We start from the raw sequence: 15634 nt of genomic DNA, 5'->3' as shown, positions 1-15634 counted from the left end.
TGGCCGGGCCCGTGGCAATCCTTCCAGTCGAAGGGCGTCGTAATGACGTCCGCTGTGGACAGTCGGTGCGCCCAGGGCGGCTGCTCGCTGACCTTCACCGTCAGCGAGCCTGCCGGTTGGAAGCTGAACCTTCACGTGCTTGTGGCTACCGGCGCGCCGACGGCCGGTGAGCCTGCTGCCGTGGAGTGTGGTCCCGCCCAGCCGTCCCCGGCAGGTGCAGCAATGAGCGGGGCCGATCTGGTTCTGACCCCGGGAGCATGGATAGCGTCCCGGCGGCTTGCTGCAGGTGGCCGCGGGGACGTCCCGTCACAGCAGGTCGCGTAGTTCCGCGGCGAACCCGGCCGGGTCTGTCAGCGCGAGCCAGCTGTTGTACGCCCGCAGCAGCCCGGGATCGTGCCGGGGCTGGGCGTAGGGCCGGTACCTCTCGGGCACCTGATCCAGGTGGGCCGCCTGGATCAGGTCGTCGACGCCGGTGAGGTTGGTGGCGGGCTCGTCGACGGTGAGCACGTGGTGGGTGGCGTAGGCGTCGGCGAATGTGGTGGCGAGTTCGGCCGCGACCGGCCACCACATGGTGCGGTCGAACAGCAGCCCGTGCAGCAGGACGCCGGGACGTCCGTACTGGCCCCAGTGGTCGTACATGAGCAGGCGGGTGGGGCCTCCGGAAGTGTGGGTGGTACGGCGCGGCGGTTGTGGTTGCATCACGTTCGGCTTCCTGACGGGGACGCGGACGCACGCCGGTCGTGCCGCAACAAAGAGGCGGGAACGAGGGGCGCGGGCGGAGCTGGCGGGCGGATGCCGCCTGCTACACCCGCAGGACGCCGAGAAGAGTCAGGTCACCGCTGGGGCTGAACGCCGCCGGGAAGGCGGTCGTGGCCTTTGCCGGGTGCGCTTTCCGGCCCATGTGATCGTGATCGGAGTGCGCTGGTACCTGCGCTATGGGTTGTCCTACCGCGACGTCGAAGAGCTGCTCGCCGAACGCGGAATCGCAGTGGACCACGTGACGGTCTTCCGGTGGGTGCAGCGGTTCACCCCGCTGCTGGCCGACGCCGCCCGGTTCCACCGCCATTCGCCGGGCGACCGCTGGTTCGTCGATGAGACGTACGCCAAAGTCAACGGAGTCAGGCGCTACGTGTATCGAGCGATCGACCAGCACGGCCAGGTCATCGACGTGCTGCTCTCCGCTCGGCGGGACACCGCGGCGGCGCGTCGATTCTTCACCCGGGCTCTGCGCACGCTGAAGGTGATCCCGAGCGAGGTGGTCACCGACGCCGCACCGGTCTACCCGGCCGTTCTTGATGAGCTGCTGCCCTCGGCGTGGCATCACGTCGAGCAATACGCGAACAACCCGATCGAAGCCGATCACGGTCAACTCAAGCGCCGGCTCCGACCGATGCGCGGCCTACAGACGGATCGGACAGCACAAACAGTGATTGCCGGGCACGCCTTCCTGCAGAATCCGCGCCGCGGACACTACGAGCTCGGAGTCGACGACGACATGCCCGCACAGCGGGTCGCCGCAGCGAACTGACGCCGATCCTGCAGGGCCGGTGTCTCCACGGATTCCGCAACGCAACAGCGCCAACCCGCCCAACCCCGGCAACGCAGCCGAAACGACAGATCGTGCGCTTCACATGCGTGATTTGCCATATGCAAACTCTGGCATGTTAGAGTGCCGAAGCACTCAACGGAACCGGAGAAGACGATGACCGACACCCTGCACCGGACCCACCAGACCCACGAACACGTTCATGGCGACAGCTGCGGCCATGTCGCGGTCCAGCACGGCGAACATGTGGACTACCTGCACGACGGCCATGTGCACGCCGAGCACGAAGGTCACTACGACGAATGCGCCTCCACGTCGCACGTGGCCGCCGAGACCCACGAGCACGTGCACGGCGCGGACTGCGGTCACGAGCCGGTCGAGCACGACGACCACATCGACTTCGTCCACGACGGGCACCGCCACGCGACCCACGAGGACCACTACGACGAGCACTGATCTCGGGTCACCGGCTATGACCTGCCTCGTCCGCATCGACCGGGGCAGCCTGCATCCGGGTCAACTCAAGGGACGGCGAGGGTCTCGTCGCCGTGGGCAAGGGCGTCACGGACGATGTGCGCCACATGCTCGTCACGCAAGGCGTACGCGATGGTCCGGTGCTGCCGCATCCCGCGCACCACCCCGGCGTCGCGCAGCACCTTCAGATGCTGTGACACGTGCGGCTGGGTCAGACCGGTCAGCTCGACCAACTGGTGGACATACAGAGGCTCCCGCGCGAGCAAGTCGACGATCGCGAGACGGATCGGGGAGGCGAGCGCCTTGAACAGCTCCCCAGCGACCTCGTACCGGTTGATCGACGTCTCCCGCATGAAGACATGCTCTCATGCGCATGCGTCCGGCTTCGTTTTGAAGCCGCGGCTCAGCCGGTGCAGGCGGCGCAGGTGCCGAACATCTCCACCGTGTGCCCGACGTCGGTGAAACCGTGCTCGGCGGCAACCCGGTCGGCCCATTGCTCGACGGCCGGCCAGGCCACCTCCACGGTTCTCCCGCAGTCGCGGCACACGAGGTGATGGTGATGCGTCGAGCTGCGGGTGGTGTTCGGAATGGTGGGCACGGTCTCCGTAGCGGTCGTCAGCCGGCCGCCACGCGTTGCAGCCGCGAGCAATTATGCACGCCTGCGCATGAGCCGGACCTCGACGCGGCGGACACCATCCGCGCGAAAGCTGTTACCGCAGGACGTAGCGCAGCACCTCGTCGATCAGCCGGCCGGTCGCCTCGTCGGGCAGGAAGTAGTAGACCTGCCGGCCGTCGCGGCGCCGCCGGACCAGTCCGGCATCGACGAGGTTGCGCAGGTGGTGGGACACCGCGGTGGTGTGCGCGGGGATGGATGCGGCGAGTTGCGAGGGGGTGGCCGCGCCGGCTCGCAGCAGGATCAGGATGTGCAGGCGGTGTTCGTAGGCCATACCCCGCAGCGCCTCGACCGCGTTCTCGAGGGTCGCCGCGCCGATGACCGGTTCGGCGGTCACGATCCCACCACCTGCGGCCGCCACCCGGCGAGACGGGCAGCGACGGGCCCGAGTCTGGTGATCAGCCAGGAGGCGGCCAGGACCGCAGTTGCCGTGACCGAGATGCTCGCCCCGGCGGCGACGTTCCAGCGGCTCGACATCCACAGCCCGGTCAGCCCGCTGCCGACGGCGAAGGCGACCGCCAGCGCGGTGATCAGCGGCAGCCGCTCGGACCAGAGCCGGGCGGCCGCGGCGGGCGCGACGATCAGGGACACCGCGAGGATCGTGCCGACCGCGGGCACCATGGTCACCACGACGACCTGGATGGTGAACAACAGCACGAGGTCCCAGCGCCCGGTGGCCTGCCCGGCCGCAGACGCGCCATCGCGATCGAATCCGATCTGCAGCAGCGGGCGGGCGCCCAGCAGCAGCGCCGCCGCCACCACGACCAACGCGACGGCAGTGGTGACCAGATCCGTGGTGTCGACCGTGAGGACGGAGCCGACCAGGAAGGACGAGAGATCGCGGCTGAAGCCACTCTGGGTGGCGACCAGCGCGGCACCGAGCGCGAAGCCGGCGGAGATCAGCACGCCGGTGGCGGCCGCCGCGTCCTGTCCGCGGCGACGGCTGAGCGCCGCCACGCCGAGGGCGACGAGGCCACCCGCGACAGCGCCGCCGAGCAGGATGTTGACGCCGATGATCGAGGCGAGCACGACGCCGGGGAAGGTCGCGTGCGTGAGCGCCATGGTGAAGAAGGACAGCCGGCGCAGCACGACCTGCACGCCGACCAGCCCGGCCAGCGCGCCGGCCAGGATCACCTCCGCGGTGGCCCGGTGCAGGGCGTCATCCCACCAGTTCATGGGCGGAGTCCTTCGGTCTCGGCGTGGGGGCGTCGTGCCGGCGGAAGCGCAGCACGCGTACCGGAATCAACAGCAGATAGGCCGCGACCAACAGCAGCACCACCGACGAGGCCGAGGTGAGCGCGACGCCGAAGCGCAGCGAGGCGGTCCAGCTGGCGAGGAGCCCGGCGTAGCCGGCGACGACCACCAGCACCGTGCCGACGATCGCCATCACCGCCAGGCGATCGGTGACCATGCGGGCGGCGGCGGCCGGGACGATCAGCAACGCTACGACGAGGATGGTGCCGACGGCACGCACCCCGGCGACGACGACCAGCGCCACGACGATGTTCAGCCAGAGATCCAGCCGGCCGACGCGGAACCCAGCGGCCGCCGCACCCTCCGGGTCGAAGGTGCGAAAGAGCAACGCGCGGGCGCCGATCAGCAGCGCGAGCAGGACTACGACAGCCAGCACGGCGGTCTCTGCCAGCTGGCGCGAGGTGACGGTCAACAACCGGCCGAAGAGGAACGACGTGAGATCAGCGGTGTAGGAGGACCGGCGGGAGACCAGCAGCACGCCGATCGAGAACATGGCCGTGAGCACCACCGCGGTCGCCGCGTCATCGGAGAGCCGGCCGCCGTTCGTCAGCACAGTCAGCAGGATCGCGGTGACGATCGCGGCGACCAGCGCGCCGGTGAACACGCCGTCGACCCCGGCCGCCAGGAATCCGATCACCACACCGGGAAAGACGGTGTGCGTCAGCGCGTCCGACACGAAGGACAGCCGGCGGACGAAGACGAAGACGCTCACCGGGCCGCAGATCAACGCCAGCAGGACGATCTCGGCCAGCGCCCGGCCCATGAACGGGACGGTGAACGGCTCGATCACGGCTCGACCAACAACATCCGGCCCTCGGCCACCTCGATCGCCTGACCGCCGTAGGCCCGGCGCAGCCCATCGGCGGTGAGCGTCTCGGCCGGCGGGCCCACCGCCCACTGCCGCCCGTTGAGCAGGCACACGAGGTCGGCGAGCTGGCGCGCGACGCCCAGGTCGTGGGTGCTCAGCACCAGCGCGGTGCCACCGTCGGTCAGCTCGCGCAGCACCCGCACGATTGCTTCCTGACTCACCGCGTCGACGCCGTTGAACGGCTCGTCGAGCAGCAGGAGTCGCGGCTCGGCGGCGATCGCGCGGGCCAGCAGCACCCGCTGGCGCTGCCCGCCGGACAGCGTGCCGAAGCGGTGCCCGGCGCGGTCGGCCAGACCGACCCGCTCCAGCGCCTCGACCACCGCCCGGCGGTCCCCCGGGCCGGCCGGGCGCCACCAGCCGATCCGCCGGTAGCGGCCCATCATCACCACCTGCCGCACGCTGACCGGGAAGTCGGCGTCCAGCGTGTCGGTCTGCGGGACGTAGCCGGCCCGGCCGCGGGACGCCGCCGGGTCGTCACCCAGCACGGATGCCGATCCGGAGAGTACGGGCACCAGGCCGAGCACCGACTTGATCAGCGTCGACTTGCCGGCGCCGTTCGGGCCCACCAGGGCGAGGCGCTGCCCGGCCAGCAGCTCGAGGTCGACGTGGGTCAGCACCGGTGTCCGGTGGTAGCCGACGCTCACCCCCGCGTACCGCAGGGCGGCCTCCACCTCAGCCGCCCAGGGCCGAGACGATGACCTCGGTGTTGTGCCGCTCGGCGCCCAGATACGTGCCCTCCGGCGTGCCCGGCGCGCCGAGACTGTCGCCGAACAGCGCGTCCTCGCCGCCGACAACCTTCACGCCGGCCTGCTGGGCGATCGCTTCGGCGCTCTTCGGTGGCAGGGAGCTCTCGGTGAAGATGGCTTTCGTACCCGTCGCCTTGATCTTCGCGACCAGGTCGGTGAGTTGCCGTGCGGACAGCTCGGCCGAGGTGTCGAGGCTGGGGATCACCGATCCGACGAACTCCAGCTGGTACCGGTCGACGTAATAGCCGAAGGCGTCGTGGTTGGTGACCAGCTTGCGATCCGCGGCGGGCAGCTTGGCGAACGCCGCCTCGTTTTCGGTGTCGAGCTTGTCCAGCTCCGCGGTGTAGGCGGCCAGATTCTTGGTGAACACGTCCGCTCGCGCCGGATCGGCAGCGGCCAAGCCCTTCTGGATGTTGGCCACCATGATCTTGGCGTTCGCCGGGTTGTGCCAGATGTGCGGGTCGTGCTCCTCGCCCGTGTGTTCCCCTTCGCCCTCTTCCTCATCGTGACCGCCCTCGCGGAGCGCCACGCCCTGGCTCGAGTCCACCACCGTGCCCTTGAAGCCGGACGCCTCGATCGTGCGATCGAGCCATTCCTCGAGCCCGACCCCGTTCTGCACGACGATCGCGGCCGAGGCGATGGCCTGGATGTCGGCCGGTGTCGGTTCGTAGTCGTGCGGGTCGACGTTCGGCTTGATGATCTGGGTCACCGTGACGTCGTCGCCGCCGATGTTCCGGACGAAATCAGCAACCTCGGGGGTCGTGGCCACCACGGCGAGCGGCTTGCCGCCGGCCGCCGCTGTGCCGGAGTCCGAGTCGTCCGAACCGCAGCCGGCCAGCAGCGCGACCATCGCGGTCGTCGCCGTGAGCCAGATCGTGCCCTGCCGGTATCCCATGCGTTCGCTCCCCTGTCCCTGAGGAGCCAAACGGTAATGGTTTTCACAATCAATCGTCTAATGGCAAGATGACTACCTGTGCACTACCGGGCCACGACCGCGGCATGCGCCCGCGGCGCCACACGACTCCGCACTCACGGAAGCCGCCCGCGCCCGCGGCGGCCCGATGCCATTGCTCGTCCGGGGTGAACTCGGCGGGCACTCGCTCCGCGAAAACCTCGGCGCGTTCCCGCATCGCACCGGCGAAAGCCGGGTCGGCGCCGATCTCCGCCCACCAGCGGCTCCACGCGAGCCCGGCCGCGGCGTCGTCCGCGACCGGATGCGCGGCGTTCATCACCGACGGCACGTCCGCGTTCGGCATCAGATCGGCGACGACCAGCAGTCCGCCCGGTCGCCCGAGCGCCACCGTCCACCGGGCGATCCGATCCAGTCCCGCCTCGTCGAGCCAGTCCAGCGCCGCCACGAGGCTGACGATGCCGCTGGTGTTCGGGGTGCCGGCCCAGCCACCGGGCTGGAAGACCGGCCCGAGCCGGTTGGCCGCCCAGACCGCTCCGCTGCCGGGCAGGGCCATCGCCTTGTGGCCGGAGAACACGATGAAGTCGGCACCCAGCTCGGCGGCCGTCACCGGCAGGTGCCCGATGCTCTGGGCGGCGTCCACGCAGATCGCGACCTCGGGACCGGCGACAGCGCGCAGCCTGGCCACGTTCATGTCTCCGCCGCAGACGTGGTGGACGTGGCTCGCGGCGATGAACCGGGTGCGCCCGTTGACGATCCCGGCGAGGCGGGCGACGTCGTACTCCTGTACACCGTCGTAGGGCATCTCACGCACCCTCACCCGGATCCCCTGCAGCTCCAACAGTCGCACCGCCTCGAGCCAGGGCAAGGCATTCGCGCTGTGATCCGCGTACGGCACGACGATTTCGTCGCCGTCGGTCAGGTAGCCGGTCAGCCAGTCTCGCGCGACCGCCCGCAGGCCCTCGGTGGCTCCGCTGACGAAGTGCACCGCCGATCGGTCGGCCGCGTCGCCGAGAAAGGCCCGGACCCGCTGCCGGGCCTGCTCGATCCGGGCCGTGGTCCGGTTCGCCCAGGTGTAGGTGCCGCGTCCCGCGTTGGCGTTGCCGGTGGTGAGATAGTCGAACACCGCATCGAGGACGGGCTGGGGCTTCTGCGCCGTCGCGGCACTGTCCAGATAGGTAAGACCGGGATTCGCGACGATGATCGGGAACTGGTCCCGTAACGCCTGCTGCCAGGGCCGCAACTCATCGGGGAACGCCGCGCCGTGGTTGTAGCGGACCGATGCGCAGAGCGCTCCCAGACGATAAAGACCGCCGTGCGACGCTCGGTGAACGCGCCGTCGAGGCGGCGCAGGTATCGCACGGCGCCCTGGTACGCGCCGCCGCCGGTGGGCCCGGCGAGGGTCCCACAGCGACGGACCACGGTCAGCAGCCCCTCGATGGCCTCGTCGGCGCTCACCGCCTCGACGGCGTCGTAGATCTCCGGGTCGAACAGCCCGACCTCGTGGACCTCGTCGATGTTGCGGAGGCCGGGAATGAAGTCGGACTTCTCCGCCACCAGGCCGACGACGGTCACCTCCGCGCTGTGCGCGCGGAGCGCCCGGGCCACACCGGTGGACGACCCGGCGGTGCCGACGCAGGCGATGAAGTAGTCGGGGGCGCGGCCATCCAGATCCGCGATGATCTCCGGGCCGGTGCCGCGCGCGTGTGCCTCCGTGTTGAGGTCGTTGAAGTACTGGTCGGTGTGCAGGAAACCGTCGCCGTCCGCCGTGATCGTCTGATACATGCGGGTGAGCGGGTCGTCGGTGTCGGCCGGATCGAGGCACTCGGCCTGTCCCGGCAACTCGTCGATCTCGGCGCCCAGCAGGAGCAACAGGTCCTTGATCTCGGGCACCTTCATCCGGTTGGTCACGCTGCGGAACTGCAGCCCGTGCATGCCGGCGATGACCGCGAGCGCCTTGGCGGTGTTGCCGCTGGAGAGCTCCACGATTGTCTCGCCACGGTCGACCGCCCGGCGCAGGTGCGGCCGCACCATGCTCCACGCCGCCCGGTCCTTGACAGAACCGAACGGGGTTGAGCAGTTCCATTTTGGCGTACAGATCGATGTTCTCGAGGCCGTGCACCGCCTCGTCGATGCGCACCAGAGGCGTGTCGCCGATGGCCTCGGTCATGCTGTCGTATCTCACGCTGCGTCCTCCCGGCGGTCGACGGGCCAGAACTGCTCGTCCAGGCACCACCGCCAGTCGCCGCCGTCGCGGTGCACCGCGACGGTGCGGGCGGTGGGGTGGCGGACCCGGACGGGGTTTCCACGTTCCCCACGCATGAGATACAGCCGGGTCGGGTGCCCTCTTGATCCCGGAGGCGACGGTGTCCACACAGTCATCGATGAGTCCTCGACTGCTGTCTGCCGACTTTCAGCGGCCAGCCCCTTTGTCTCCCCGGTCTTTCAAGCCGTCCCGAAGAGTTGCCGTGACGAGGCATCAACGAGGGTTCACCATATTCACCCTTTCGGCCTTCCCCTCACCTGTAATCCCCGGACGGTACGGGCATCCTTGGGCTTTCCCCTGAGCTTCGCACCCGGCGATTACTCGCCACGCACGTCAGGGCGGGGAGCCACCGCCGGGCGCTTGCGGTCGGATGCTGCTAAACGAGAAGCATCGCGACCGCGCTGGAGAGTACGACAACGGCCGTAACGGAGCCGGTCAGGATGAAGTTCGGCCAGGAGACGGTGACCCTCTGCGCGCGGCACCGCTCGTACCACAACAGCGTCGCCAGCGACGCCCACGGGATGATGATCGGTCCGATGTTGGTGCCGAGGAGCAAGCCGAGCAGCTGCGTGTGATTGGCCGGCAAGACCGCGGCCTCGGCCGCCACGTACGCGGGCAGATTGTTGATCAGGTTGGACAGGCCGGCTCCGGTGGCTGCGGCGCGCAACGTGCCGGCGGTGCCGGGATCCGCGCTCATGATCGTGGCTAAGACGTCGTCGAGGCCGACGCGACCAATGGTCTGCATGACCAGGAACAGCCCGGCGACGAAGCCGAGCAACTGGACCGGAACGAGTCGCCAGCTCAGGCTGCCGCGGTCGCGGATCGCGAAGCCGATCAAGACGGCGGCGGCGCAGGTGCCGGTCGTCCATGCCAACGGCACGCCGGCCAGGATCAGCACGATGAAGGTGACGCACGCTGCCGAGGCCAGCCCGAACAACACCCGGTCGTGCGGCCGATGCGGCCGCGGCGGCGTGTACCGGTCGGCGCCGCGCCGGCCGCGCCGCCAGTAGAAGATCCACAGACAAAGCATGGTGGTCAGCAGCGCGGCGATCTGTGGCAGGAACATCCGCGCGGCGAAGGGGGCCGGTTCCAGGCCGATGCGGTCGGTGGCCAGCAGGTTGGTGAGGTTCGACACCGGTAGCAGGAGGCTGGCCGTGTTCGCCAGCCACACCGTGGTCATCGCCAGCGGAAGCGGCGGGATGCGCATCGCCCTCGCCACTGCGAGCATGACCGGGGTGAGCAGCACCGCCGTGGTGTCGAGGTTGAGAAACGCGGTAGTCGACGCGGCGAGGAGGCAACACAGGATGAACAGGATGAGGTAGTTGCCGCGGGCCGCGATGGCGATACGTGCGGCGATGACGTCGAACACCTCGGCTTTCGCGGTGAGCTCGGCCAGGATCACCACGAAGCCGAGGAAGATCAGCAAAGGCAGGACGCGACGAAGCGTCGCCTCCGCCTCGGACGTCGGCAGCATCCCGAACGCCACCGCCGCGGCGCCCAACGCGCTGACCGTGACGGTAACCCAGGTCAGTGCGTCGGGACGCCATCGGCGGGAGGCCGGCGGGTCGACCGGTCGCGTCTCCGTGCCGGAAGGCATCGACCGATCCGGTGTAGCCGTCGAGTCGCGCTCCTCGGGCTGCGTCATGGTAGCCAGTATCGCGGAGGGGTCCGCGAATCCCGGTCCGCAAGGACGCGGTAGATCCGTGGCGGTGCCGCCGTTGCGCCGATGAGACGATCAGGAATTGTAGCTGTGTGTAGGTACGCCCAGCCGGTAAGGTGAGCGCGGATCGATGTGGACTGGGGGCTCGGTGGCCGTATCTGAGGACGGAAACAGCGATCGGCAAAGCGTAACGGTGCTACATCTGGCGGGCCTGCCGGCATTCCGGCGCCCGGCCGGCAATCTCACCGAATTCGTCGACTCCACTCAAGGCTCCGATTGGTCCGCCGACCTCTTCCGGATGATCGCCGCAGACCCACAGCTGCGACCGGATCTCGTCGTGGTGGCCGGCAATCTGGCGGCGCGTGGCCGCAAATGGGAGTACGACCAGGCCGGGCGCTACATCGCCACGCTGATGGAACTGTTCGCGCTGCCGGCGCATCGCGTCGTGCTCGTGCCGGGTGAGGGCGATGTCAACCGGGAGGCGGCGTCGTCGTACTTCATGCAGCGCGCCGCCGAGGACGAAGAGGCCGAACCGCCGTACTGGCCGAAGTGGACGCAATTTGCGGCTCTCTTCGGGAGGTTCTACCAGGAGAACCCCGAGATCTCCTTCGCGCCGGGCGAGCCGTGGTCGTTGTTCGAGATCCCCGAGCTGCGCTTGGTCGTGGCCGGCCTCAATTCGACCATGGCGCACAGTCACGATGACGCCGACAACTACGGTCTGATCGGTGAGCGGCAGGCGGAGTGGTTCCAGTCCCGTCTGGCGCGGTATGCGGATCTCGGCTGGTTGCGCATCGGCGTGATCCGGCACGCCCCGGGCAGCGGACGGGACGCCGGCGCCGAGGAACTGCGTGATGCCGAGCAGTTGGACCGCCTGATCGCATCGAACCTGAACCTCCTCGCACATGGCTCGCTCTCCGGCGCCGGCCACGAGGAACGGGCGAGCCTGCCGGTGCTGGGCGCGAATGGCCCGGCCGGGCCGGGACAATCGGAGAAACCGACCGGATTCGAGCTCCTGCAGATCCGGTCGGACGGGTTGACGCGATACGTGCCGAATACCGGCGAGCTCACGCCATCCCCTGCGGCGACCCTCGCGGACCGACTGTTCCGTGAGGACATTCCGGGCGCCCTCGAATCGGTCGGCGCCACCTTCCCGCCGGCGGAGGGACCGGCATTCGAGGCGGAGTCGCCACAGCCCGGTGGGAAGACGCGCCGGGTGGAGGACTTCGCCGACCGGGTCAAGGAGATCTGCGCCCTGCGCCACGCCGGGTCCACGATCGTGGCCGTGCCGGCCACCGCCAAGGCGCCGATGTACCTGCGGGTGAGCTCGGTCGAGGACACGTTCGTCACCCAGCGGCCGGTCGGTCTCGCCGAGAACGGGGTCAACGACCGGATCGTCGACCAATTCGTGCAGCACGTCCACCAGGACTTCGCGGCGGCCGACCCGTACCTGGTCTCCGAGTTCGTCTACAGCGGCGCGCCGGCGGACGAGCAGCTGGTGGCCGCAGCGCACAAGCGCGGCGTCAACCTGCTCAGCTTCGTCGAGTATCAGGGGCTGATGGATCTGCGCAGTTATCTTGCCCGGCAGACCGAACGCCTCACCAACAGCAAGCTGTACCCGCCGGCCACCTATGTTCCGCAGCGATACCGCGTGATCGGCAGGGACGGCATCCGCGAGGACCTGCTGGAGGAGGTGTTCGACTGGGTGGAGGCGGACGAGCAGCAGTTCGTTCTGCTGCTCGGGGATTTCGGCCTCGGCAAGACGTTCCTGATGCAGGAGCTGGCCCGGCGCATGCCGGACCGCCTGCCGCATGTGGTGCCGATGTTGCTGGAGCTGCGCACGCTGGAGAAGGCGCGGAGCGTCGACGAACTGGTTGCTCAGCATCTGGCGTTCTCCGGCGAGAAGCGCATCAACCTCGAAGCTTTCCGGTACATGCTGCGCAGTGGCCGCATCGTCCTGCTCTTCGACGGTTTCGACGAGCTCGCGTTGCGCGTGTCCTACGACCGCGCCGCCGACCGGCTCCAGACGCTGCTCCAAGGGCTCGAGGGCCGGGCAAAACTGATCATCAGCAGTCGCTCCCAGCACTTCATGTCGACGCAGCAGGTGCTCACCGCGCTCGGCGAACGCGTCGAACGCGTGCACAGCTCGCACCTGGTCGAGCTGGTCGACTTCACCGACGAGCAGATCCGCGAATATCTCGTACGGCTGTACAAGAACGATTACCAGCAGGCGGACGCCCGCCTCGATCTGATCAAGGAGATCCGGGATCTGCTCGGCCTGTCCCGGAACCCACGGATGCTCGGCTTCATCGCCAACCTCGACGAGGCCAGACTCCGCCGGGTCCAGGCGCGGGAAGGCAGCATCAGTTCGGCCGACCTCTATCGTGAGCTGCTCGACCACTGGTTCCGTCACGAGGATTGGCGAGCCAGTCCGCGCGGCGCGTCGTCCATCCTGTCGACCGAGGACCGCTGGCGCGCCGTCCGCGCACTGGCTTCGCGGCTGTGGCAGTCGGGTGAGCCCACCGTGGCCGTCGCCGAACTGGAGGAGGAGACCGCCCAGGCGCTGGGGCCACTCGCGGACCGATTCCTCGACCACGACCAGGCCGCGCAGCTGGTCGGATCCGGAACCCTGTTGATCCGCGACGACGAGGGCCGCTTCAGCTTCGTACACCAGTCGGTGCTCGAATGGCTGATCGCCGACGAGGCCGCCCGTCAGCTGCAGGCGCAAGACCGTCCGGCCGCAATCCTCGGCCAGCGCCAGATCTCGGCCCTGATGGCCGACTTCTTCGCCGGCCTCGCCGGTCGCGGCCGGGCGATAGAGTGGGCCCGTGCGGTGCTCGATGACCCCTCCGCCAGCGACATAGCGAAGAGCAACGCGCTGCTCATCCAGGACCGGGTCGGCGTGCAGCACGCCGCCCAGGCACGATTGTCCGGCCAGAACCTGCGCGGCAATGTCATGGCCGACAGCGACCTCAGCGAGGCCGATCTCGCCGGTGCGGATCTGACCGCCGCACGTCTGGTCAAGACCAACCTCACCCGCGCGTCGCTGCGCGATGCGCAGGTCGTCGGCGCCGTCCTCAACCGGGTGACACTCGTGGGCGCCGACCTGGTGGGCGCCGACTTCACCGAGGCCCGACTGGTTTCAACGGATCTCACCGGTGCCACCCTGACCGGCAGCCGGTGGAGCGGAGCCTCTCTGGTCGACGTCACCGTGGATCCCGCGACGCTCGCCGGACCTGAGCTCGCGGACGCGGCGATCGCCGGCCGGGACCCGGCAGTCCTGCAACGGCCCCCGGCCGCCGCTCCGGCGAGAGGCATCTCGTTCGCGCCCAACGGGCGGCTGCTGGCTTACGGCATGGGACAGACCGTCGTGATCGCGGGCCCCGACGGCGGCCGGGTCCATCGCTGCTTGCAGGGTCACACCGATGTGGTCACGGCGGTCGCCTTCAGCCCGGACGGCGGGCTGTTGGCCAGCGGCAGCCTCGACGCCACCATCCAGGTGTGGCGGGTTGACGACGTCACGCTGCGCGAGGTCTTCACCGACGCGGACGGGCCGGTGCGCAGCGTGGCCTTCAGCCCGGACGGCACCCTGCTGGCCGGCGGCAACGAGGACGGCGGCATCTACCTGTGGCGAGTGGGCAACGGCACGCTGCGCAGCACATTGGGACACGGCGGACCGGCCGTCCACGCGGTGGCGTTCAGCCCGGACGGCACGCTGGTGGCGGCGGCGTGCATCGACGGCACCGTACGGCTGTGGAACGTTGCTGACGGCAGTCAGGGACGCACCCTGAATGTCTCGGCACGACCGGTGCTGGCGCTGGCCTTCAGCCCGGAGGGCAGCCTGCTCGCCACCGGTGGCAGCGACGGCCTGGCCCGGCTGTGGCGGGTGGCGGACGGTGCGATCCGTGACGAGCTGTCCGCGCACATTCGTGTCGTCCTCGGCGTGGCCTTCAGCTCGGACGGCACCGAGTTCGCAACCTGTGGTGGCGACGGCAGCGCTCGGCTGTGGAGCGTCGCCGACGGTTCGGTCGTCGCTACGTTATCCGGGCACGACGACGAGGTGCATTCGGTGGCCTACAGCCCCGATGGGGACCTGCTCGGCACGGCCGGCAGCGACGGCACCGTACGGGTGTGGAGCGTGCCGTCACACGGCCGGCGTTATACCCTGACCGGCCGCCAGAACGACATCAACGACCTCGCGGTGAGCGCTGACGGTCAGTTCGTGGCGACGGGCACCGACGACGGCCGGGTCCGCCTGTGGAACATGTCCGGCGGCACCTGCAGCGTTCCGTACCGGGAACACACCGACGCCGTGTTCGGCGTGGGCTTCAGCCCCGATGGCCGGCTGCTGGCCATCGGTGGGGTCAAGGGCACCGTTCAGCTTCTCCACCTGCCCGACGGTTCCCCGTTCGTGTCGCCGGCGGGCGCGCCGCACAGCGGTCCGGTCCGTAAGGTGGTGTTCAGTTGGGACAACACCATGCTTGCCACGTCGGCGGCGGAAGGCCGGATCCGCCTGTGGCGGGTGGCGGACGCGGCCCGCCTCAATGCGCTGTCCAGCCCCACACGGACGGTCGCCGGGCTGGCGTTCGCGCGGGACGACAGCATCCTCGTCACCGCGGGCGGTGACGAGACCATCCAGTTGTGGAACCTCGAAGATGGCACGTGGCGGGAGCCTTTGCTGACCGGTCGGACGCGGGTCGTGTCGGCACTTGCCTTCAACCCCGCCGGCAGCCTGCTCGCCAGCGGGGGCAGCGACGGGACGGTCCAGCTGTGGCGTTTCGCCGACCGGACTCGCGTCGAGACGCTGCACGCCAACCGCGGTTGGGTGCACAGCGTGGCGTTCAGCCACGACGGCGCCTTGCTCGCGACCGCCGGGCAGGATGAGACCGTACGCGTGTGGCGCGTGTCCGACGGCGCTGAGGTGGCCACCCTGAACGGGCACCTCGGCGCGGTCTACGACGTCGCTTTCTGTCCGAGTGGAGTGGTCGCCAGCGCCGGGGCCGATGGCGTCGTCATCCTATGGCGGCCGCCGGCGGCGACGCCCGTCGCCACGCTCCTGCCGTTCGACGGAGACGGATGGGCCACACTGCTGCCCGACGGCCGCTACAAGCTTGACGGCGAGCCCGGCGACGCGATGTGGTGGGCGATCAAGCTGTGTCGGTTCGGCCTCGGCCAGCTCGACACGCCGGTCGACCACCGGGTTCGGCGGCTTGCCCCGGAGGCGAAGCTGCGCCTCTGAC

13 protein-coding genes and 2 pseudogenes are annotated in these 15634 nt (G+C 69.4%); 3 read left to right on the top strand and 12 right to left on the bottom strand.

The window, feature by feature from the left end; genetic code table 11:
* Window positions 1–306: 306 nt before the first annotated feature.
* Window positions 307–639: an alpha/beta fold hydrolase gene (locus tag ACZ6TI_RS47065; protein ID WP_465351832.1), complete on the bottom strand. Its 333-nt coding sequence runs from the start codon at window positions 637–639 to the stop codon at window positions 307–309.
* A 244-nt stretch (window positions 640–883) separates the two neighbouring features.
* On the opposite strand from ACZ6TI_RS47065, the gene ACZ6TI_RS47060 reads away from it, so the two are divergent.
* Together ACZ6TI_RS47060 and ACZ6TI_RS47055 are read left to right on the top strand one after the other, a co-directional pair.
* Complete coding sequence (locus ACZ6TI_RS47060; RefSeq protein WP_465351852.1) at window positions 884–1528, top strand: IS6 family transposase; 645 nt, start codon at window positions 884–886, stop codon at window positions 1526–1528.
* Window positions 1529–1702: 174 nt separating this feature from the next.
* Window positions 1703–2002, top strand: coding sequence for a hypothetical protein (locus tag ACZ6TI_RS47055; RefSeq protein WP_465351831.1), 300 nt, complete (start codon window positions 1703–1705; stop codon window positions 2000–2002).
* Between the two features lie 65 nt (window positions 2003–2067).
* Here ACZ6TI_RS47055 and ACZ6TI_RS47050 read toward each other — a convergent pair whose 3' ends face one another.
* The 11 genes and pseudogenes from ACZ6TI_RS47050 to ACZ6TI_RS47000 form a co-directional block, all read right to left on the bottom strand.
* Window positions 2068–2373, bottom strand: a complete 306-nt coding sequence (locus ACZ6TI_RS47050) for an ArsR/SmtB family transcription factor (RefSeq protein WP_465351830.1) — start codon at window positions 2371–2373, stop codon at window positions 2068–2070.
* A 50-nt stretch (window positions 2374–2423) separates the two neighbouring features.
* Window positions 2424–2588 (bottom strand): annotated as a pseudogene (locus tag ACZ6TI_RS47045) (Fur family transcriptional regulator); the annotation flags it as partial.
* A gap of 142 nt (window positions 2589–2730) precedes the next feature.
* A complete protein-coding gene (locus tag ACZ6TI_RS47040) occupies window positions 2731–3030 on the bottom strand; it encodes an ArsR/SmtB family transcription factor (RefSeq protein ID WP_465351829.1) in 300 nt (99 codons plus the stop codon).
* A complete protein-coding gene (locus tag ACZ6TI_RS47035; protein ID WP_465351828.1) occupies window positions 3027–3869 on the bottom strand; it encodes a metal ABC transporter permease in 843 nt (280 codons plus the stop codon). Before ACZ6TI_RS47035 ends, ACZ6TI_RS47040 begins: the two co-directional genes overlap by 4 nt.
* Window positions 3853–4737: a metal ABC transporter permease gene (locus ACZ6TI_RS47030; RefSeq protein ID WP_465351827.1), complete on the bottom strand. Its 885-nt coding sequence runs from the start codon at window positions 4735–4737 to the stop codon at window positions 3853–3855. Before ACZ6TI_RS47030 ends, ACZ6TI_RS47035 begins: the two co-directional genes overlap by 17 nt.
* Window positions 4734–5486, bottom strand: coding sequence for a metal ABC transporter ATP-binding protein (locus ACZ6TI_RS47025; RefSeq protein WP_465351826.1), 753 nt, complete (start codon window positions 5484–5486; stop codon window positions 4734–4736). The genes ACZ6TI_RS47030 and ACZ6TI_RS47025 overlap by 4 nt, the downstream gene beginning before the upstream one ends.
* A gap of 1 nt (window position 5487) precedes the next feature.
* Entirely contained in the window at window positions 5488–6456 is a 969-nt protein-coding gene (locus ACZ6TI_RS47020) for a metal ABC transporter substrate-binding protein (RefSeq protein WP_465351825.1), read from the bottom strand.
* 49 nt (window positions 6457–6505) lie between these two features.
* Complete coding sequence (locus tag ACZ6TI_RS47015; RefSeq protein ID WP_465351824.1) at window positions 6506–7714, bottom strand: aminotransferase class V-fold PLP-dependent enzyme; 1209 nt, start codon at window positions 7712–7714, stop codon at window positions 6506–6508.
* A 116-nt stretch (window positions 7715–7830) separates the two neighbouring features.
* Window positions 7831–8505 (bottom strand): annotated as a pseudogene (locus tag ACZ6TI_RS47010) (pyridoxal-phosphate dependent enzyme); the annotation flags it as partial.
* Between the two features lie 147 nt (window positions 8506–8652).
* Window positions 8653–8793: a hypothetical protein gene (locus ACZ6TI_RS47005; RefSeq protein ID WP_465351823.1), complete on the bottom strand. Its 141-nt coding sequence runs from the start codon at window positions 8791–8793 to the stop codon at window positions 8653–8655.
* Between the two features lie 320 nt (window positions 8794–9113).
* Window positions 9114–10382 (bottom strand): ArsB/NhaD family transporter, encoded by a 1269-nt coding sequence (locus ACZ6TI_RS47000; RefSeq protein ID WP_465351822.1) that lies wholly within the window; start codon window positions 10380–10382, stop codon window positions 9114–9116.
* A gap of 208 nt (window positions 10383–10590) precedes the next feature.
* Between ACZ6TI_RS47000 and ACZ6TI_RS46995 the strand changes: the two genes are divergently transcribed.
* A complete protein-coding gene (locus ACZ6TI_RS46995) occupies window positions 10591–15633 on the top strand; it encodes a WD40 domain-containing protein (protein ID WP_465351821.1) in 5043 nt (1680 codons plus the stop codon).
* Window position 15634 lies beyond the last annotated feature (1 nt).

The organism is Actinoplanes sp. NPDC051388 (assembly GCF_055586225.1).
The sequence above is the reverse complement of the archived record's forward strand: the minus strand, read 5'-3'. Positions and strand labels throughout refer to the sequence as shown.